We start from the raw sequence: 18,839 nt of genomic DNA, 5'->3' as shown, positions 1-18,839 counted from the left end.
CTATTTGTGCGGTTTTTGAGGTAACAGGATGGGAAATAACGAAAAATGAGAGATACGTCGCGATGTTGCCGCGTCGATAAAGAAAAACCGGCCGCTGCGAGCGACCGGTTTTAGTGAGAAATAAAGCTTACTGCGACATGGCCTGATAGGCCGTCGTGACCTTCCATAAATAGCGCGGCGCTTGCGGGGCCGGGTGCTTTTTCTGGATGTGCTGGTAAAACTCATCCGGGCTCATCTGATTAATGCGGTTTACCGCCACGCGCTTGTCCGATGAGAACGTGCGCAACATGGCGCCGGCCCCATTGACATAAGAAACGATGGTGGCATAACGCAAGGTCTGTGGGTTGTTGATCCCGGCTAGCTGCTGGCTTTGAAGAATATTGATATAGGCCGTTCCCAGATCAATATTAACCGCCGGATCCTTCAACTCACGCGAGCTGGGCTGCCCGCTTCTGCCTTTCAAACGATAGGCGTCACGCCCGGCGGTTGACGGTTTCAGCTGCATTAATCCCACGGCGTTCGAGGTGCTGACCACGTTCGGGTTAAACCCGGACTCCACCTGAATGATCGCTTTAATCAGCGTTTCGTCAACGCCATAACTGCTGGCGGCCTGACGAATGTAATCGTTATAGGCTATCGGCGTCCCTGTACGGTTAACCGGAGCCTGCGGGGGGGTCTTTAACCAACCGCCGCGCGATGTGCCACTGCCCGAAATAGTACTTGTCGTTTGCGGGTCTTTGGCGCACCCCGACAAAAGCAAGATTGCCGTCAGGCAACCGATTTTTGTTTTCACAGAATCCCTCACTCCTTTCAATGGGTTGCGTAGCATATACAACTTGTAAGGACGCCTGCATAATTTTTTTGGTCTAATCTCAAGCTATTCATATACCAAGAGGTGATTTATGAGTCAATCTGCGACGACGTGTTTTGTGGTGACTTTCCGCTATCAGGAAGAAGGATTGGCTGATTTGGCCAAGCTTACCGGACAATTAACCCGCGATGGATTTGTCACTTCGGTGACAGACGAACAGGGCATTCCGCATCCGTTGAGCAGCAACAGTTTTGCGTTTATAACCCCACTGGATCAACAGGATGTACAACAGTTGGCGCAAAAGCTCGGGGAGGTTGCCCTGGGGAAAACGCCGGAGGTCGACATAGTCCGCTATGAGGAGTACGTTAAGCGGTTACATACTGATACATAAAATGCTATAACTCACCTGACGGTATTATTTTTGCAATGGATTAGTAACCTGCCGTCAGCCTGAAGGTGACGCTTGACTTTGCCATAAATGATATTGATAATCATTTTCATTTGAGCCAGGAGATGTCACCATGCTTTTGAAACAACGCGCTTTTCCCCGCCTGCCACTCATTCAGGTTGCGGCGTTTTACCGCCCTTTTGCTCTGCTGTGTCTGCTGCTCGTCGCGGGCCTCGCCGGCAATCCCGCTTTAGCGGAAAAGAAACTGCGCGTGGTGACGACCTTCACCATCATTCAGGACATCGCTCAAAACGTGGCCGGCGACGCCGCGGTGGTTGAATCTATTACCAAGCCGGGAGCGGAGATCCACGATTATCAACCAACGCCACGCGATATCGTTAAAGCGCAGCACGCCGATTTGATCCTGTGGAACGGCATGAACCTCGAACGTTGGTTCCAACGCTTCTTCGAAAACATCAAACAGGTTCCCGCCGCCGTGGTGACCGAAGGCATCACCCCGCTGCCAATCCGCGAAGGGCCGTATAACGGCAACCCGAATCCGCATGCCTGGATGTCTGCCAGCAATGCGCTTATCTATATAGAAAATATCCGTAAAGCCCTGGTGCAGCACGACCCGGCCAACGCAGAAACCTATAACCGCAACGCCAAAGCCTATGCCGCCAAAATCAGCGCGCTGGATGCCCCGCTGCGCGAGCGCCTGTCGCGTATTCCCGCAGCCCAACGTTGGTTGGTTACCAGCGAAGGCGCATTCAGCTATCTGGCGAAAGACTATCAGTTGAAAGAAGTCTATCTGTGGCCAATTAACGCCGACGAGCAAGGTTCGCCGCAGCAAGTTCGCCGGGTCATCGACGCCGTTCGCGCCAACCGCATTCCTGTGGTCTTCAGCGAAAGCACCATCTCCGACAAGCCGGCCAGGCAGGTGGCGAAAGAAACCGGGGCGAAGTACGGCGGCGTGCTGTATGTCGATTCGCTGTCCACCCAGGGCGGCCCGGTACCGACGTATATAGACCTGCTGAACGTCACCGTACAAACCATCGCCAAAGGATTTGATCAATGACCACCGAGGTTTTTGTCCGCCCTGAGCTGATCGTGGATGACGTTACCGTTACCTATAACAACGGCCATACCGCGATCCACAACGCCAGTTTTAACCTGAGCGGCGGCGCCATTTGCGCGTTGGTCGGCGTCAATGGCAGCGGCAAGTCGACGCTGTTCAAAAGTATCATGGGGCTGGTCAAACCCACCACCGGCCGTGTGCAGTTGAACGACAAACCGGTGGCGCAAGCGCTGAAAAAAAATATTATTGCCTACGTCCCGCAAACCGAAGACGTCGACTGGAACTTCCCGGTTCTGGTGGAAGACGTAGTGATGATGGGCCGCTACGGCAAGATGAATTTTCTGCGCATTCCCTCCCGGGAAGACCGACTGCGCGTCGACAAAGCGCTGGAGCGCGTTGGCCTGAGCGAACTGCGTACTCGCCAGATCGGCGAGCTTTCCGGCGGGCAGAAAAAACGGGTGTTCCTGGCGCGGGCGCTGGCGCAACAAGGTTCCGTGCTGCTGTTGGATGAACCCTTCACCGGCGTGGACGTCAAAACCGAGAACGCAATTATCGATCTGCTGCGCGCGTTGCGTGACGAGGGTCACCTGATCCTGGTTTCCACCCATAACCTGGGCAGCGTGCCGGAATTCTGCGACCGGGTGATCCTGATTAACCGCACGGTGCTGGCCGCCGGCCCAACCGAAACCACCTTCACCCAAAGCAACCTGGAACAGGCGTTCGGCGGCGTGTTGCGCCATATCAACCTGTCCGGCCCGGATCTGCACGACGATAACGATCCGCGCACCGTGACGGTATTGACCGATGACGAACGCCCGGCGGTGTTCTACGGCCATACCAAGAGCGACCCTCCGGCGCAAAGCCAGCCAAAGGAGAAGCAACTCTGATGCTGGACATTTTGCTGCAACCCTTCCATTACAACTACATGGTCAAAGCGATCTGGGTCAGCGCCATCGTCGGCGCCGCCTGCGCGTTCCTGTCGGCCTACCTGATGCTGAAAGGCTGGTCGCTGATGGGCGATGCGCTGTCGCACTCGGTGGTGCCTGGCGTCGCCGGGGCCTATGCCCTTGGTCTGCCGTACGCCGCCGGGGCCTTCTTCACCGGCATGCTGGCCGCGCTGGCCATGACGCTGGTACGCCACGTCACCCGCCTGCGCGAAGACGCCATCATCGGCTTTATTTTTTCGACCTTCTTCGCCGTTGGGCTGCTGATCATTTCACTCAATCCTACGTCGATTAACGTGCAGTCGATTATCTTCGGCAATATTCTCGGCATCGCCGACGAAGACGTGCTGCAGGTCGAGATTATCATCGGCGTTTCGCTGCTGATTCTGTGCCTGGTGTGGAAAGACCTGCTGGCGGTGTTCTTTGACGAAAGCCACGCGGTGTCGATTGGTCTGTCGCCGCTGCGGATGAAAATCCTGTTCTTCACCCTGCTCAGCGCCTGCACCGTCGCGGCGCTACAAACCGTCGGGGCGATTTTGGTGATCGCCATGGTGATTACGCCAGGCGCCACCGCCTATCTGCTGACCGACCGCTTTAGCCGTTTGGTGATCATCGCCATCGTCATCGGCGCACTGACCAGCGGTGTCGGTGCCTACCTGAGCTTCTTCCTTGACGGCGCTACCGGCGGCGTGATCGTGACCCTGCAGACGCTGGTGTTCCTGGCGGCGTTTTTCTTCGCCCCCAAACACGGCCTGCTGGCGTCCCGGCGCCGCGTCGCCCGTGAACAGACCGGAGGCCACTGATGGAAACCCTGTATCAACTGCTCAGTGAACCCTTCGCCTACCCGTTTATGCAGCGGGCGATCCTGGCCGCTATCGTGACCGGCGTGGTGTGTGCGGTGCTGTCGTGCTATCTGGTGCTCAAAGGCTGGTCGCTGATGGGCGATGCTATCTCGCACGCTGTTCTGCCCGGCATTGTCGTGGCGTTCGTACTTGGCATCCCGGTGGTTATCGGCGCGTTTTTCTCCGGCATTTTCTGTGCGGTAGCCACCGGCTACCTGAAAGAGAACAGCCGGGTGAAAGAGGATACGGTGATGGGCATCGTTTTCTCCGGCATGTTCGCCTTCGGGCTGGTGCTGTTTTCCCGCGTCGATACCGATCAGCATCTGAGCCACATCCTGTTCGGCAATATGCTGGGGATTACCGACGCCGAGCTGAAACAAACGCTGCTGATTGCCGGCATTACGCTGGTGGTGGTATTGCTCAAGCGCAAAGATCTGATGCTCTACTGTTTCGACCCGAACCATGCGAGGGTCATAGGTCTGCCGGTAAAACTGCTGCATTATGGGCTGCTGTGCCTGCTGGCGCTGACGATTGTCGCTTCTCTGCAGGCAGTCGGGGTGATACTGGTGATTGCGATGCTGATAGCCCCGGGCATCATTGCCTTTATGCTGTGCCGCAGTTTCGATCGCATGCTGGTCATCGCGACGCTGGTGTCGGTATTCTCCTGCGTGCTCGGTACCCTGATCAGCTTTCACATCGACGGCGCGACCGGCCCCTGTATTGTGATCGTTCAGGCGATTGCGTTTATTATCGCCCTGCTCTACAGCAAACTCAGGCCGTTACAACGTCACGAAGAGGCGTTGCGCAACGAGAAACCTTAACGCTTGCGGCGGTGAGCCCCCTCATCGCCGCTTATCCTTACCGCTGCCGGTAGATATCTGGCCGAACGATATGCCAGACATAGTCCTGACGATTCAGCGCTTCATATCCCACTTTTTGATACAGCCACGGCGCGGTGCCGGTCACCAGCATAACGCGCCGCAACCGCTGCAGCAGTGGATGTTCCAGCGTGCAGTCCATCAGCCAGCGGGCCAGCCCACGCCCCTGATAATCCGGTGCGACAAACACATCGCACAGATAACCGAAGGTGGCGTAATCCGTCACCAGACGCGCAAAACCTATCTGTTGCCGGTGATGATAGAGGCCAAAACACAGGCTGTTGTCGATGGAAAGTTGCACAGTCTCCTGCGAAATGCCTGACGCCCAACTCGAGGTGGTCAAAAATGCGTGAGTGAACGCCAAATTTAATTCACTTTTATCCGTATCTATCAGGTATTCGTCGCGACGCCACTGCCGGTTCTGCTCCATAACTCCCTCATCTTACTGATTATAAAAATCATTCTATACGTACCCTGTTGCCGCCAACCTGATAAACATCGCTCCGGTGCCACGAAGTTGCAATAGGCCGCGTGCTTAAATGAATCAATAGCGTATATACTTTGAGCAAACGCGACTGGCGAAAAAATCGCCTGCCGTCGGTGCCAGCTGTGCGCCAGGTCGTGTTTTCGGAACGGTAAAGAGGCTAACCTAATGAATTCGCAGGCAACACAGAGGGGGTGTACCATGTGGCAAGCCGTTAGCCGTCTGTTAAGTGAACATCTTGGCAGCGCAGAAATCCGCGAAAGGACTGAACTGCCCGGGGGAGAGATCCACCCGGCGTGGCGCGTGAGTTACGGTGACAACGAGGTATTTGTCAAATGTGATGCCCGCGAAATGCTACCGATCTTTACCGCCGAAGCCGATCAACTGGCCCTGCTGGCACGCAGTAAAACCGTGCGGGTGCCGCAGGTTTATGGCGTCGGCAGCGATCGTGACTACAGCTTCCTGCTGCTGGAATACCAGCCGCTGAAACCCTTCGATGCCCACGGCGCTCATTGCCTCGGCCAACAGCTGGCTCATCTGCATAAATGGAGTGAACAGCCGCAGTTCGGCCTCGACTTCGATAACGATTTGACCACCACTCCGCAACCCAATGCCTGGCAGCGCCGCTGGTCGGAATTCTTTGCCGAGCAACGCATCGGCTGGCAGTTGCAGTTAGCGGCGGAGAAAGGCATGACCTTTGGTGATATTGATGAAATTATCGACGTAGTGTATCTACGCCTGCAACACCATCAGCCGCAACCTTCACTGTTGCACGGCAACCTGTGGCCGGGAAACTGCGGCATGACCGCCGACGGTCCGATCCTGTTCGATCCTGCCAGCTACTGGGGCGATCGCGAGTGCGATCTGGCGATGCTGCCGTTGCACCCTGAGCTACCGCCGCAGATTTATGACGGGTATCAGAGTGTCTGGCCGTTGGAACATGGCTTTATTGAACGCCAGCCGCTGTATCAGCTGTATTACCTGCTTAACCACAGCAATCTGTTCGGCGGCCAACATCTGGTCAAGGCGCAGCGTGCAGTAGACGCGTTGCTGCACCCTCAAGCGCGATAGTATCAAGGCGCTGAATCCAGCGCCTTGGCCTCGTCCAGTCTTAAGCGGCGCCGGCCAGTTGGCCGAGTAACTTGATGACGAACCAGGCAATGACCGCGATCACTACCGGCAGAATGTACAACGGGAAGTACTGCAGAAAAATGGTGTGGCGTGGCAGCGTAATGCGTTCTTCCAGTTGCACACGCGTATGCCCTTCACTGCCCTTGGCCTGCTCGAGGATCATCTGGTCCTCCAGGCCTTCACGGATAAACTTCACCTGGCGCGACATGCGCGCGCCCGAGGCTTGCAACGCCAGCCCGACAAAAATCAAAAAATAGATAACGATAAACATCAGATTGGCGCCGCTGAACAGGCTTTTCGCTACGTCCGGCACCGGCGAGTTATACCAGAAGATATTCAGGAACGGCGTATTGAAACGCACCATATCCACCATGACGTGGACAAAATCCAGCATCACCGCATTAATGCCCTTGGTCTTCTCACTGTGCTGATAGAAAAACAGCAGCAGCGAGATCAGCGTTGACAGCAACGCGGGGATGAAAACTACCCAACCAAGAATACGTTTCACAATGGCGATGCGCCCAGCCTGTTGATACGTCATGTGTTCCCCTTGTAAGCGACGTAACCGTAATTGGCTAAGTCTACCTGTAGTTACTGAAACTCGCCCACCGTTTTCTTTAGCCTTGCTGTGCTACAAGCGTAGCCGGGATTATCCGTTTTCAACAACTTAACGGTGACAACGCATTCTCGTTAAATGGCTATATAGTTAATTCAATCCGTTCTGAAAGGGGGCGCCATGGTTCGCCTTATCATCTTGTTATTGGGTCCACAGGCGCTGCGCGGCCAGCGGCGTGCGCTGCTGCTGTTTGGCTGGGCATGGATCGCCGTCGGTCTGCTGATGTTAGTTGACGTGCTAGAAGATGGCCGCTCGGTGTTGGCGCTGGACGCACTGGCGGTGGTACTGGCACTCGAGGGGCTGGTGGCGATCTCCGCCGCACTGGTGATTGGCTCCACCGCCAGCCGACCGGTATTGCTAAAGGGGCTGGGGTTTCTGGTGATGGCGTTTTTGGTGCTGGACGTCCCCGCAGACGACAATATTGTCGCCACGCTGGTGTTCGGCAGCGCGTTGCTGCTGGACGGTTCAGTGCGTATCGCCTCTTCTACCCTGATCCAGCACAGCCGCTGGAAACTGGTCGCGTTGGCGGGGGGGTTCGAAATCTTGCTGTCGCTATTTATTTTTACCGGCTGGCCGGTACCGCACCGCATGACGGTCCCCTTTTGCGTCGGCGTCATGCTTTTGCTGTCGGGCTGGGCGTTACTGCGCATTGCACAGCGGCTGGAGAGCTTCTCCCTGAACCGACAGCAACCTGCTGCTGCGCTAACGGTTCAGGCTGCCCCCTTGACGGTCTATGTCTGGACTCCGGTGGCGGCGGCGAAAGATGCGCGCCGGCGCTACATTGTTGACCGCTATATCGCCGCAGTGGATGGCGGCGGCCATATCTCCACCGGGCATGCCGCTCTGGAGCTGGCCCCGGATTTGTACATCAGCCATTATCCGCTGAATGACATCAGCCATTCAGTGCAGGATTTCCGTCAGTTACTGCACTCCGGCGAACAAAACAACGTCGAGGGTCGCTTTCTGCCCGGCTTGCAGCAAGAGGTAGCGGCCTGGTGCGCACCCGACAAGAAAATCCAGTTCCGCCGTTATAACCCAGCTGCCTTGCACGCCTTCTGGCAAGGGTATCGTCAGGACACAACCTACAACCTGACGCGCCGTAACTGTTCCACCACGGTGATCCTGGCGCTGGACAGTGCGCTGGAAGGCGTATTGGGCGACAAACCTCTGTGGCGGCGTTTTCTGTTTTTGATCCTCGACCCCAACCTGTGGATGCTGGCGGTGTTGCGTAGCCGCGGAGAGACCATGACCTGGACGCCGGGGTTGGTGCTGGACTATGCCCGCATGCTGCAGCAGGTTACCGAGCGGCAGCACCAGCGCTGGTGGTCAAAACTGCGCGATCTGTGGCGTATCCTGCGTTTCGGCAAGGCGCCCGGAGCGAATGCGGCGCAATCCGGCAGGCAAAAATTTTAGTCTGGTTCCCGGCGATGTTAAAGTGGTGGCACATTCACCGACGCCGGCAGGAGCTCATCGCTAATGGCCTATTCGCAACGCATTGAAACCGCTATTTTTGATATGGACGGTTTGTTGATCGACTCAGAACCGCTGTGGCTACAGGCGGAACTGGATATCTTTGGCGCGCTGGGGCTGGATCTGTCTGACCGCCATAAACTGCCGGACACCCTCGGGCTACGCATCGATCTGGTGGTGAAAATGTGGTTTCAGGCCATGCCGTGGCAAGGCGTTTCGCTGGAGGAGGTCTCCGCGCGGATTATTGAACGCGCCATTGAGCTGGTACATGAAAAACGGCCGTTGCTGCCGGGCGTGCAACAGGCGTTGGAACTGTGCCGCAGTCTGGATCTGAAGATTGGCCTGGCCTCCGCATCGCCGCTGCACATGCAACAACAGGTGTTGAAGATGTTCGATCTGGCGGGGTATTTCGATCAACTGGTGTCCGCCGAATATCTGCCTTACAGCAAACCGCACCCGGAGGTTTACCTTATCGCCGCCGAACGTCTCGGCAGCGATCCGTTGCGCTGCATCACGCTGGAAGACTCGTTCAACGGCATGATTGCCACCAAGGCCGCGAGAATGCGTTCAATCGTCATCCCGGCGCAAGAGTATCGCCACGACACGCGCTGGGCACTGGCGGACCATAAACTCGATACCCTCGAACAGCTCACTCCCGGCCATCTGGCGTAATCTTTCGCGGCGGCGTTATCCCGCTGCCGCCCTGCCTCTCTCTTTTATCTCCTGGTTCCTCCCGCTAATTTTCAAAACCATGCCTTAGGCCTGAAAATAAATAAAACATTATTTCATTTTTATTGAATTAACATGCCGGAATATCTATGCTGGGACATCAAGAAAGCGCCGGGTAGCCGGTAAGCGCTGTCACTGCCACGCAGCGCAACTCTGCCGCTCGGCGCTTTCTCCCGCATGCCTGCAGTCGAGATGTATTCGTGGGAGGTAGTCAACGCATTCCTTACGATCATCCGCGGCATCCACAACGGTCAATGCTTAACCTTTTACGTAACAACTCGTTGTAAAACCGGACAAAACAAACAATTAGTTACAGGGTAACCGCTTCCGCAACTGTTAATTTTCCCATATACTGGATAAATTAACAGTTTATCAGCCGGAACAACAACAGCATGACCGCGGAAGGACATCTTATTTTCTCTGTCGCTTGCGCGATTTTCGCCAAGAAGGCCGAGGTGACACCGGAGCTGGCCACCGGCGACTGGTGGCACATTATCCCTGCCGCACTGCTAACCTCACTGCTGCCCGATATCGATCACCCCAAATCGGTCCTGGGCCAACGCCTGCGCTGGATTGCCATTCCCATCTCCCGAGCCTTCGGGCACCGCGGTTTCACCCACAGCCTGCTGGCGATCGCCGGCGGTATGGCGCTGTTCCAGTTAGATGTGCCGCGCAGTTGGCCTATCCCGCCCGACGTGCTGCATGCGATGATTATTGGCTATTTCAGCCACCTGTTGGCCGATATGCTCACCCCTGCCGGCGTCCCCTTGCTCTGGCCCTGCCGCTGGCGCTTTCGCCTGCCGGTGCTTAATTCCCAGAAAGGCAACCAGTTGGAGCGAGCCCTTTGCCTCTGCCTGGTGGCCTTCGCTATCTATTGGCAAGGAGGGTGCACCATTCCTGTGCAGTCCTATTTTGAGCAAATCAAAAATATCCGACTGTGATCACAAAAAATCGGCCACTAACCATTCATAAAGTATATTAATTAAACAAATCCATATTCAAAGTTATATCAAATTCCATTTGGATATAAGTGAGCCGTTGCGCAAACTGTTACGATATTTGATTCGCTACACCTTGGTGCGTAGCCGTTTTTATATAAGAAAAATGATTGGAGACATTGGGGATGAATTTTCCGCTGGTAATTAACGTGGTGGTTTTTGTCGCCCTCCTTTTGTTGTTGGCGCAAACCCGCCATAAGCAATGGAGCCTGGCGAAAAAAGTACTGGTCGGCCTGGTGATGGGCGTAATGTTCGGCCTGGGTCTGCAACTGGTATACGGCTCGGAAAACCCGGTACTGAAAGAATCCATCAGCTGGTTCAACATTGTCGGTAACGGCTATGTGCAGTTGCTGCAAATGATCGTAATGCCGCTGGTATTTGCCTCAATCCTGAGCGCGGTAGCCAAGCTGCACAATGCCTCTTCACTGGGCAAGATCAGTTTTCTGACCATCGGCACCCTGCTGTTCACCACGCTTATCGCCGCGCTGGTGGGTGTGCTGGTGACCAACCTGTTTGGCCTGACCGCAGAAGGCCTGGTCCAGGGTACGCAGGAAAGCGCGCGCATGGCGGCTATCCAGAGCAACTACGTCGGTAAAGTGGCGGACCTGACCGTACCGCAACTGGTGCTGTCGTTCGTGCCGAAAAACCCGTTCGCCGATCTGACCGGTGCCAGCCCAACCTCGATCATCAGCGTAGTGATCTTCGCCGCCTTCCTGGGTGTGGCTTCGCTGCAGTTGCTGAAAGACGATAAAGAGAAAGGCCAGCGCGTGCTGGTGGCTATCGACACCCTGCAATCCTGGGTGATGAAGCTGGTGCGCCTGGTGATGAAACTGACTCCGTACGGCGTACTGGCGTTAATGACCAAAGTGGTGGCCGGTTCCAACATCCACGACATCGTCAAACTCGGCAGCTTCGTGGTGGCATCTTACCTCGGTCTGGCAATCATGTTTGGGGTACACGCCCTGCTGCTGGCCTTCACCGGCGTTAACCCGGCGAAATTCTTCCGCAAGGTCTGGCCGGTCATCACCTTCGCCTTCACCAGCCGCTCCAGCGCCGCCAGCATTCCGCTGAATGTTGAAGCGCAGACTCGCCGCCTGGGCGTGCCGGAATCCATCGCCAGCTTCTCCGCTTCGTTCGGCGCTACCATCGGCCAGAACGGGTGTGCAGGCCTGTATCCGGCGATGTTGGCGGTTATGGTTGCCCCAACCGTTGGCATCAACCCGCTTGATCCGGTGTGGATCGCCACGTTGGTGGGTATCGTCACCATCAGCTCTGCCGGCGTTGCCGGTGTGGGTGGCGGTGCCACCTTCGCTGCGCTGATTGTACTGCCTGCGCTGGGCCTGCCGGTCACGCTGGTTGCCCTGCTGATTTCGGTCGAACCCTTGATCGACATGGGGCGTACCGCACTGAACGTCAGCGGCTCAATGACTGCCGGCACCATCACCAGCCAGTTGATGAAGCAGACGGACAAAAACATCATGGACAGCGAAGACGAAGTGGAACTGGCTCACCAGTAAATGTCGTCCGCAATAAAAAACCGGAGCTGCGATGCTCCGGTTTTTTTATGTCTGCGATAGCGGTTCATTTAAAGGATAAAGGCGCTCCCGTGAACGGCACACCTTTAGGCATCAACCACCGGCAGGATCAAAAGGGATAATCGTGGTAGCCCATTTGATCGGAAATGTTACGTGCGGCAGCATGCAGGCGTTTAACGTAATCCGCCTTGGCCTTCTCGGAGAAGCGGATAGTGGGGAACGAAATGCTAAGCCCGGCGATCACCACGCCAAAGCGATCGAATACCGGCACCGCAATGCAGCGCAGCCCTTCTTCCTGCTCTTCAATGTCTTCGCCCACCCCGTGCTCGCGTACCTGCTCCAATAGCGACAGCAGCGCAGCGGGGCTGGTGAGGGTGTGCGGGGTACTGCGGGTAAGCTCAATCTGCGACAGGATTTTTTCCACCTCCGCACGCTCGCGCCAGGCCAGCAGCACTTTACCGATGGCGGTGCTGTGCAGCGGATTACGGCGACCGATGCGCGAATACATCTGCAGGTTGTACATCGAGTCGATTTTATGGATGTAGACAATACTGTCTTCATCCAGCGCCCCGAGGTGAATGGTTTCACGGGTGTGATTCGACAACTCGCGCATCTGAATATCGGCGCTGCGGATCAGATCGACGTTCTGCAGCGACTTGGCACCGAGTTCAAACAGCTTGAGAGTAAGCGCATATTTTTCCGATTCCCCTTCCTGCGACACATAGCCCAGCGACTTCATGGTCTGCAGAAAACGATAGACGGTGCTTTTGGACATCATCACCCGTTGAGAAAGCTCAGTAATGCCGATCTCGCGCTCATCGCCCAGCGCTTGCAAGATACCAAACACTTTCAGCACTGATGAAACAGAATCCGGTTGTTTATCTAAATCTGCGTTAGCCATACTAAATGCCCTACTCAGCTTTTCTGTTTTAAGAAATTTGAACACGGGTTTCAGTATACGCGCAAGCCCTGACACCCTGCAATGAAACCAAGAAAAAATGCTTGAAGATGAATGCATTAGGCCATAACTCTCATCGGTTATTACAATTGAGCTGGCCACTGAAGGTGCAATTACCGTCGAATATGATTAGCATGTTAATACTCCCCCGTATTAATACCTTCGAGATCAACATGCGTTCTTGTACTGACGGCCTCCCCGTCCCACAACGCTATGGGGCCATCCTCGCCATCGCCCTGGGCATTACCGTTTCCGTGCTTGACGGTGCGATCGCCAATGTGGCGCTGCCTACCATCGCCCGCGATCTGAACGCCAGCCCGGCCAGTTCGGTCTGGGTGGTTAACGCCTATCAGTTGGCCATCACCATTTCACTGCTGTCGCTGGCCTCGCTCGGTGACCTGATTGGTTATCGCCGTATCTATCAAGCCGGCTTGTTGGTCTTCAGCATTACCTCGCTGTTTTGCGCGCTGTCCGATTCGCTGGTGACATTGACCATAGCCCGTGTGCTGCAGGGGTTTGGCGCCGCCGCCATCATGAGCGTCAACACCGCGCTTATCCGCATTATCTATCCTCAGCGCTTTCTCGGGCGCGGCATGGGCATCAACTCACTGATTGTCGCTTTTTCCTCGGCGGCGGGCCCCACGGTAGCGGCGGCGATACTGTCCGTGGCATCCTGGCAATGGCTGTTCGCCATTAATCTGCCGATTGGCATTGTGGCGCTGGCGCTGGGGATGAAGTACCTGCCCGCCAACAGCCAGAAAAGCAGCAATCAGCGTTTTGACCCGACCAGCGCCGTGATGAACGCCCTGACCTTCGGGCTGCTGATCACTGCCATCAGCGGCTTTGCCCAGGGTCAGAGCCTGACGCTGATATTCAGCGAAATCGCCGTACTGATGGTGATCGGCTTCTTCTTCGTCCGCCGCCAACTGCGGCAAGAGTTTCCGCTGCTGCCGGTCGACCTGCTGCGCATCCCGATTTTCGCCCTGTCGATGGGCACCTCGATCTGTTCCTTCGCTGCGCAAATGCTGGCGATGGTTTCACTGCCGTTCTTTCTGCAAAGTACGTTGGGCCGCGATGAGGTGGCTACCGGGCTGTTGCTGACACCCTGGCCGCTGGCGATTATCGTTATGGCGCCGATCGCCGGGCGGCTGGTGGAGCGCGTTCACGCCGGGCTGTTGGGCTGTATCGGGTTGGGAGTGTTTGCGCTAGGGCTGTTCCTGCTGGCGATGCTGCCGCATAACCCGTCGGACCTGGATATCATCTGGCGTATGGTGCTGTGCGGTGCCGGATTCGGGCTGTTCCAGTCACCCAATAACCACACCATTATTTCTGCCGCACCCCGTAACCGCAGCGGCGGCGCCAGCGGCATGCTCGGCACCGCCCGCCTGTTGGGACAAACCTCCGGTGCCGCGCTGGTGGCGCTGATGTTCAATCTGTTTCCCACCTCCGGTACGCACGCCTCGCTGATCCTCGCCGGCAGCTTCGCCACGCTAGCGGCAGCGGTCAGCAGCTTGCGAATCACCCAACCGCGCGCGGAGCCGGTGGAACACAGCCCGCAAGCCAAATAGCAGACATAAAAAACCCCGGCAAGCCGGGGTTTTTTATCTTCTCAGCGTTACTTCAGGTACTGACCTGAACGCAGCGCTTCGATACGCTTGTCGAGCGGTGGGTGCGACATGAACAGTTCGCTGAACGACTTGGATTTGCCGTTGATGCAAAACGCCATCATGCTGCCCGCTTCCTGCGGCTCGTAGCTGGTTTTCAGACGCTGCAGCGCAGCAATCATCTTCTCGCGGCCCACCAGTTTGGCGGAGCCTGCGTCGGCGTAGAACTCACGGTGGCGTGAGAACCACATGGTGATGATGCTGGCCAAAATGCCGAACACCAATTCCAGCACCATCGACACACCGAAGTAAATCATCGGGTTGCCGTTGCTTTCACCTTCACCGTCGCGGTTGCCGAGGAAACCGGCGGCCACTTGCGCAATCAGGCGCGAGATAAAGATCACGAAGGTGTTCACGATGCCCTGAATCAGCGTCATGGTGACCATGTCTCCGTTGGCGACGTGGCTGATTTCGTGCGCGATAACCGCTTCCGCTTCATCCCGACTCATGCTCTGCAACAGGCCGGTACTGACGGCAACCAGCGAAGCATCACGGCGTGCGCCGGTAGCGAAAGCGTTAATGTCCGGTGCGTGATAAATAGCGACCTGCGGCATGGCAATGCCCGCCTGCTGCGACTGACGGCGCACCGTTTCCAGCAACCAGTTTTCGGTTTCGTTACGCGGCTGTTCAATCACTTCCCCGCCTACGGAGCGCAGCGCCATCCATTTGGACATCAGCAAGGAGACAAACGAACCGCCGAAACCAAACAGACCGGCCATAATCATCAGACCCTGAACGCTACTGGATTGGATTCCTGTCAGGCTGAGCACCAGCCCGAAAACCAACATCACCGCCAGGTTGGTGAGCAGGAACAGAGCTATACGCATCATAAAATGTTTACTTCCTCATAAATGTTAACAAAACGCTGTCTCGGATACCCTAGATCGTATGGGCATTCGTCACAGTTTCAAGAGTTGCACGCCATTAACCTACTAAAAATACGAAACTTTACAAAATCGGCGTTCCAGCATGGCTTTTCAAATTGTAAACGATTGTTGCGTAATGCGGTGGTTTTTCTGCGGCAAATCAGCGGTGTTTGTCGTTCAAACGCCCAAGGTGGGTATAGGCGAAACCTTGAGCATATTTCAACCCGTAGCCCAAGGTGCGGTCGAAGCCGATATGGGCACACCAAATCAGCGCCGTCATCAGCCAGAACGGCTGCGGGAAAAGGACGAACAGTAAGGCGCACAGCGCCGGGCCGATATAGGAATGAGCAAGGTTATAACCGATCGCCCCCACCTTTTTGCCAAACGCATAGCCCAGGAACGAAATGTCCGGTATCAGGAAACAGCCACCAGCTGTATTCCCGGTGCTGATACAGCGCTACGGACACCAACAAAACCAGCAGCGACTCGAGCCGCAGAGTAACGCGCATCGGGGGCGTTAGTTCGCTCATCATTGCCTCACAGGATGTTTGACGCCTAAATGCGCCTTCAGCGGCGCTTAACAAAAAACGCACCCGAAGGTGCGTTTTTTATTTACCCGGTTGCGTTACTTCGCCGCCGGCTGCTGGGTTGGCTGCGCCTGTTCAAGGTGAGCCAGATCCAGCGCGATATGCACGCTTTCATCCAGGTATGGGTCCGGCTCCTGGTAATCCTTCGGCAAATCTTCCAACGCCTTCAACGGTTTCTTGCCGGCACGCTGCAGACGATCGTTGATGCGCTGCAAACGGGTAGCGTCATCATCGTGGTTCTCTTTCTCGCGCTGAGCAAGATTGAGTGAGACGATGTTACGCTTGTCTTTCAACGCCTTGTAATGGGCGATGTCCTGCGCGATGTACTGGAACTCCGGATCCTTGGCGATACGCTGCTCATGGTCCTTCAGCAGTTCAGGATCGAACGCGGTCAGATCGCCGGTTTTGCTGTAAGTAGCCGCATTGATGCTGTCCCAAGGCATGGCGTTGTCTTCAAACGCCTCGCCGGTTTCCGCTGGATCGACGCCGGTAGGCATCAGGATATCCGGCGTTACGCCCTTACGCTGGGTGCTGCCGCCGTTAACGCGATAGAACTTCTGGATGGTGTATTGCACCGAGCCCAGCGCCGGCCATTCCGGCCGCAGCATTTGATCGTAAATGCGGTTCAGCGAGCGATACTGTTGCACGGTACCTTTACCGAAGGTCGGTTCACCGACGATCAGCGCACGGCCGTAGTCCTGCATCGCTGCGGCAAAGATCTCGGAAGCCGAGGCGCTGAAACGGTCAACCAGCACCACCAATGGGCCTTTGTAATAAACAATGCCGTCGGTATCCGCGTCTTCACGCACTTTGCCGTTGTTATCACGCACCTGCACCACCGGGCCGCTCGGAATGAACAAGCCGGAGAGCGAGACCGCTTCGGTCAGCGCGCCGCCGCCGTTGGTCCGCAGATCGATAATCAGGCTCTTGACGTTCTGCTTGGCCATCTTCTGCAGTTGCACTTTCACGTCATCGGTCAGGCCCACGTAGAAGCCAGGAATGTCCATCACCGCGACTTTCTCTTTGCCGACAGTCTTGATGGTCATTTTCACCGCACGGTCTTCCAGGCGGATACGTTCGCGGGTCAGCGTAACAACGCGGGTTTTGGTGCCCTTGCCGGCAGGCAGGATTTCCAGGCGGACTTTACTGCCCTTCGGCCCTTTGATCAGGGAAACCACGTCGTCCAGACGCCAGCCGATAACATCGACCACAGGTTTACCCGTCTGACCGACGCCGACAATGCGGTCGCCCACGGTGATCGCCTTGCTCTTGGCGGCCGGGCCGCCCGGTACCATGGAGTTGATCAACGTGTAATCGTCATCCATCTGCAGCACCGCACCAATGCCTTCCAATGACAGACTCATCTCGGTGTTGAACTGTTCGGTGTTGCGCGGGGAGAGATAGTTGGTGTGCGGGTCGATCTCATGCGCAAAGGCATTCATCGCCAGTTGGAACACGTCTTCGCTGTTGCTTTGCGTCAGGCGCTTAATGGCGAACTGATAGCGCTTGGTCAGCGTTTCGCGGATTTCTTTGTCGGTTTTGCCGGTCAGCTTGAGGTTCAGCTCGTCATATTTGACTTTCGCATCCCACAGGCTGTCCAGTTCGGCCTTGTCTTTCGGCCACGGCGTTTTGCTGCGGTCGAGATCGATAGTGTCGTTGCCGGTAAAGTTCATCGGCTTTTCGAGCAACGACAACGCATAGGTGTAACGCTCAAAACGGCGTTTCTGAGCCAGATTGTACAGCGCGTATGGCGTATCCAGCTTACCGCTTTTCAGTTCTTCGCCCAGTTGATTGCGCTTGTCGGCGAACTGCGCCACGTCGGAGGCCAGCAACACGTTATGGTTGTAGTCCAGCATATTCAGGTAGCGATCGAAGATCTTGCCTGAAAAATCCGCATCGAGGGCAAACTGACGGTAATGAGAGCGAGTGAAGCGCGAGGTTACGCGCTCACTCACAGTAGCATGCTGCGGTTCCTGATGAAGCTGAGGCAGTTGGTCGATGCGGATGTTGGCTGTATCCGCTCCGTAACTGACACCCGCCCACAACAGACCCGCGACTGCTGTTAATCTGACAAATTTGTTCATGCCTTGGTTGGCCTCCGTATCAGAACTGCAAGTGTTCTGCGCGCACAATCATCGCCAGACCGGAAGAGAGCTGCACACGTACGCCATCTTTAGCGATTTCAAGTACGGTTGCATCCATCGCGCTCTGGCCTGCTCTGACTTTGATTTCTTGGCCAATTTGCAGTTTAGAGATATCCGTGACTGGCACATGACGCTGCTGGCTTTCCTCTTTTGCTGCACGAGGTTGACGAGCTTGCTGTGGACGAGTTTGTGGGCGCGGCTTGCGGTTCTCCGGTGCGGCTCCGCCTTCGCGACGCGCAGCAGGTTTTTTACCGGCTGGACGTGGACGGCGTGGCTCGGCATCGGCTGATTCACCGGCAGCTTCACGTTTTTTGGCATTTTGTTCGGCACGCTGTGCCTGAACGCGCGCTTTGGCTTCTTCAAGCTGTTGGCGGGCATGATCGACATGCTGCTGTTCCAGCTCACCGCACGGATTACCGTCCAGATCGACGCGCTGCGCGCCAACTTTGACACCGTACAGATAACGCCAGCTTGAGGTGTACAGGCGCAGTGCAGAACGTAATTGCGTTTTGCTTAAGCTTTCTTCCCCCTGAACACGCTCTACCAGATCTTGAAAAATACCGATTTTCAACGGGCGAGCTTCGCCCTCGGCGCTAAAGCAGAGCGGAAAACGCTCGGCAAGAAAAGCAATGACTTCTTTACTAGAGTTCAACTTAGGTTGATTTTCCATGAAATTTCCTGATTACAACGGGTCGCCAACAAGCCACAGGCATGAA

Annotated in this window: 19 protein-coding genes; 11 read left to right on the top strand and 8 right to left on the bottom strand. The window is 56.0% G+C overall.

The window, feature by feature from the left end; genetic code table 11:
• Positions 1-127 precede the first annotated feature (127 nt).
• On the bottom strand, positions 128-793 hold the full coding sequence (locus ACUTQW_RS03675) for a transglycosylase SLT domain-containing protein (RefSeq protein ID WP_004943568.1): 666 nt from the start codon (positions 791-793) through the stop codon (positions 128-130).
• 109 nt (positions 794-902) lie between these two features.
• Between ACUTQW_RS03675 and ghoS the strand changes: the two genes are divergently transcribed.
• The 5 genes from ghoS (at position 903) to ACUTQW_RS03650 (ending at position 4,884) form a co-directional block, all read left to right on the top strand.
• Positions 903-1,202, top strand: a complete 300-nt coding sequence (gene ghoS / locus ACUTQW_RS03670) for a type V toxin-antitoxin system endoribonuclease antitoxin GhoS (RefSeq protein WP_006324894.1) — start codon at positions 903-905, stop codon at positions 1,200-1,202.
• A gap of 130 nt (positions 1,203-1,332) precedes the next feature.
• Positions 1,333-2,277 carry a metal ABC transporter substrate-binding protein gene (locus ACUTQW_RS03665; protein WP_006324893.1) on the top strand — a complete coding sequence of 315 codons (945 nt, stop codon included), beginning with the start codon at positions 1,333-1,335 and terminating at the stop codon, positions 2,275-2,277.
• Complete coding sequence (locus ACUTQW_RS03660) at positions 2,274-3,164, top strand: manganese/iron ABC transporter ATP-binding protein (protein WP_013812621.1); 891 nt, start codon at positions 2,274-2,276, stop codon at positions 3,162-3,164. Before ACUTQW_RS03665 ends, ACUTQW_RS03660 begins: the two co-directional genes overlap by 4 nt.
• Positions 3,164-4,024, top strand: coding sequence for a metal ABC transporter permease (locus ACUTQW_RS03655; RefSeq protein WP_006324891.1), 861 nt, complete (start codon positions 3,164-3,166; stop codon positions 4,022-4,024). Before ACUTQW_RS03660 ends, ACUTQW_RS03655 begins: the two co-directional genes overlap by 1 nt.
• Positions 4,024-4,884 carry a metal ABC transporter permease gene (locus ACUTQW_RS03650; RefSeq protein ID WP_006324890.1) on the top strand — a complete coding sequence of 287 codons (861 nt, stop codon included), beginning with the start codon at positions 4,024-4,026 and terminating at the stop codon, positions 4,882-4,884. The genes ACUTQW_RS03655 and ACUTQW_RS03650 overlap by 1 nt, the downstream gene beginning before the upstream one ends.
• Positions 4,885-4,921: 37 nt before the next feature.
• On the opposite strand, the gene ACUTQW_RS03645 is transcribed toward ACUTQW_RS03650, so the two are convergent.
• Positions 4,922-5,371: a GNAT family N-acetyltransferase gene (locus ACUTQW_RS03645; protein ID WP_004943550.1), complete on the bottom strand. Its 450-nt coding sequence runs from the start codon at positions 5,369-5,371 to the stop codon at positions 4,922-4,924.
• Positions 5,372-5,626: 255 nt separating this feature from the next.
• Here ACUTQW_RS03645 and ACUTQW_RS03640 point away from each other — a divergent pair, with 255 nt between their 5' ends.
• Complete coding sequence (locus tag ACUTQW_RS03640; protein WP_004943546.1) at positions 5,627-6,496, top strand: fructosamine kinase family protein; 870 nt, start codon at positions 5,627-5,629, stop codon at positions 6,494-6,496.
• A 40-nt stretch (positions 6,497-6,536) separates the two neighbouring features.
• Here the strand turns inward: ACUTQW_RS03640 and ACUTQW_RS03635 are convergent, their stop codons facing one another.
• Complete coding sequence (locus tag ACUTQW_RS03635) at positions 6,537-7,097, bottom strand: YniB family protein (protein WP_004943543.1); 561 nt, start codon at positions 7,095-7,097, stop codon at positions 6,537-6,539.
• 195 nt (positions 7,098-7,292) lie between these two features.
• Here ACUTQW_RS03635 and ACUTQW_RS03630 point away from each other — a divergent pair, with 195 nt between their 5' ends.
• The 4 genes from ACUTQW_RS03630 (at position 7,293) to ACUTQW_RS03615 (ending at position 11,886) form a co-directional block, all read left to right on the top strand.
• Entirely contained in the window at positions 7,293-8,585 is a 1,293-nt protein-coding gene (locus ACUTQW_RS03630) for an HdeD family acid-resistance protein (protein ID WP_004943539.1), read from the top strand.
• A 63-nt stretch (positions 8,586-8,648) separates the two neighbouring features.
• Positions 8,649-9,314, top strand: coding sequence for a hexitol phosphatase HxpB (hxpB, locus tag ACUTQW_RS03625; protein WP_004943536.1), 666 nt, complete (start codon positions 8,649-8,651; stop codon positions 9,312-9,314).
• Between the two features lie 449 nt (positions 9,315-9,763).
• Positions 9,764-10,312, top strand: a complete 549-nt coding sequence (locus ACUTQW_RS03620) for a metal-dependent hydrolase (protein ID WP_004943534.1) — start codon at positions 9,764-9,766, stop codon at positions 10,310-10,312.
• Positions 10,313-10,494: 182 nt separating this feature from the next.
• Positions 10,495-11,886 (top strand): L-cystine transporter, encoded by a 1,392-nt coding sequence (locus ACUTQW_RS03615; RefSeq protein WP_006324887.1) that lies wholly within the window; start codon positions 10,495-10,497, stop codon positions 11,884-11,886.
• Positions 11,887-12,013: 127 nt separating this feature from the next.
• On the opposite strand, the gene kdgR is transcribed toward ACUTQW_RS03615, so the two are convergent.
• The gene (gene kdgR / locus ACUTQW_RS03610) at positions 12,014-12,805 is read right to left on the bottom strand and encodes a DNA-binding transcriptional regulator KdgR (RefSeq protein WP_004943529.1); all 792 of its coding nucleotides are present in this window, start codon (positions 12,803-12,805) and stop codon (positions 12,014-12,016) included.
• A gap of 230 nt (positions 12,806-13,035) precedes the next feature.
• Between kdgR and ACUTQW_RS03605 the strand changes: the two genes are divergently transcribed.
• A complete protein-coding gene (locus ACUTQW_RS03605; RefSeq protein WP_041417337.1) occupies positions 13,036-14,430 on the top strand; it encodes an MFS transporter in 1,395 nt (464 codons plus the stop codon).
• Between the two features lie 47 nt (positions 14,431-14,477).
• Here ACUTQW_RS03605 and htpX read toward each other — a convergent pair whose 3' ends face one another.
• From htpX to proQ, 4 genes are all read right to left on the bottom strand, one after another.
• Positions 14,478-15,356 (bottom strand): protease HtpX, encoded by an 879-nt coding sequence (htpX, locus tag ACUTQW_RS03600; RefSeq protein ID WP_004943526.1) that lies wholly within the window; start codon positions 15,354-15,356, stop codon positions 14,478-14,480.
• A gap of 196 nt (positions 15,357-15,552) precedes the next feature.
• Positions 15,553-15,765, bottom strand: a complete 213-nt coding sequence (locus ACUTQW_RS03595) for a DUF4260 family protein (protein ID WP_006324885.1) — start codon at positions 15,763-15,765, stop codon at positions 15,553-15,555.
• A gap of 252 nt (positions 15,766-16,017) precedes the next feature.
• Positions 16,018-18,063: a carboxy terminal-processing peptidase gene (gene prc, locus ACUTQW_RS03590; protein WP_004943522.1), complete on the bottom strand. Its 2,046-nt coding sequence runs from the start codon at positions 18,061-18,063 to the stop codon at positions 16,018-16,020.
• Positions 18,064-18,082: 19 nt separating this feature from the next.
• Positions 18,083-18,793: an RNA chaperone ProQ gene (proQ, locus tag ACUTQW_RS03585; RefSeq protein WP_004943519.1), complete on the bottom strand. Its 711-nt coding sequence runs from the start codon at positions 18,791-18,793 to the stop codon at positions 18,083-18,085.
• Positions 18,794-18,839 lie beyond the last annotated feature (46 nt).

The sequence above is a fragment of the Serratia sp. TSA_7 genome (assembly GCF_052692135.1).
This window is presented reverse-complemented; position numbering and strand designations above follow the sequence as displayed.

Excerpts from the sequence above, each read along its gene's own strand:
- ghoS (WP_006324894.1), top strand. The coding sequence starts at position 903 with ATGAGTCAATCTGCGACGACGTGTTTTGTGGTGACTTTCCGCTATCAG.
- ACUTQW_RS03665 (WP_006324893.1), top strand. The coding sequence starts at position 1,333 with ATGCTTTTGAAACAACGCGCTTTTCCCCGCCTGCCACTCATTCAGGTT.
- ACUTQW_RS03660 (WP_013812621.1), top strand. The coding sequence starts at position 2,274 with ATGACCACCGAGGTTTTTGTCCGCCCTGAGCTGATCGTGGATGACGTT.
- ACUTQW_RS03655 (WP_006324891.1), top strand. The coding sequence starts at position 3,164 with ATGCTGGACATTTTGCTGCAACCCTTCCATTACAACTACATGGTCAAA.
- ACUTQW_RS03650 (WP_006324890.1), top strand. The coding sequence starts at position 4,024 with ATGGAAACCCTGTATCAACTGCTCAGTGAACCCTTCGCCTACCCGTTT.
- ACUTQW_RS03645 (WP_004943550.1), bottom strand. The coding sequence starts at position 5,371 with ATGGAGCAGAACCGGCAGTGGCGTCGCGACGAATACCTGATAGATACG.
- ACUTQW_RS03640 (WP_004943546.1), top strand. The coding sequence starts at position 5,627 with ATGTGGCAAGCCGTTAGCCGTCTGTTAAGTGAACATCTTGGCAGCGCA.
- ACUTQW_RS03635 (WP_004943543.1), bottom strand. The coding sequence starts at position 7,097 with ATGACGTATCAACAGGCTGGGCGCATCGCCATTGTGAAACGTATTCTT.
- ACUTQW_RS03630 (WP_004943539.1), top strand. The coding sequence starts at position 7,293 with ATGGTTCGCCTTATCATCTTGTTATTGGGTCCACAGGCGCTGCGCGGC.
- hxpB (WP_004943536.1), top strand. The coding sequence starts at position 8,649 with ATGGCCTATTCGCAACGCATTGAAACCGCTATTTTTGATATGGACGGT.
- ACUTQW_RS03620 (WP_004943534.1), top strand. The coding sequence starts at position 9,764 with ATGACCGCGGAAGGACATCTTATTTTCTCTGTCGCTTGCGCGATTTTC.
- ACUTQW_RS03615 (WP_006324887.1), top strand. The coding sequence starts at position 10,495 with ATGAATTTTCCGCTGGTAATTAACGTGGTGGTTTTTGTCGCCCTCCTT.
- kdgR (WP_004943529.1), bottom strand. The coding sequence starts at position 12,805 with ATGGCTAACGCAGATTTAGATAAACAACCGGATTCTGTTTCATCAGTG.
- ACUTQW_RS03605 (WP_041417337.1), top strand. The coding sequence starts at position 13,036 with ATGCGTTCTTGTACTGACGGCCTCCCCGTCCCACAACGCTATGGGGCC.
- htpX (WP_004943526.1), bottom strand. The coding sequence starts at position 15,356 with ATGATGCGTATAGCTCTGTTCCTGCTCACCAACCTGGCGGTGATGTTG.
- prc (WP_004943522.1), bottom strand. The coding sequence starts at position 18,063 with ATGAACAAATTTGTCAGATTAACAGCAGTCGCGGGTCTGTTGTGGGCG.
- proQ (WP_004943519.1), bottom strand. The coding sequence starts at position 18,793 with ATGGAAAATCAACCTAAGTTGAACTCTAGTAAAGAAGTCATTGCTTTT.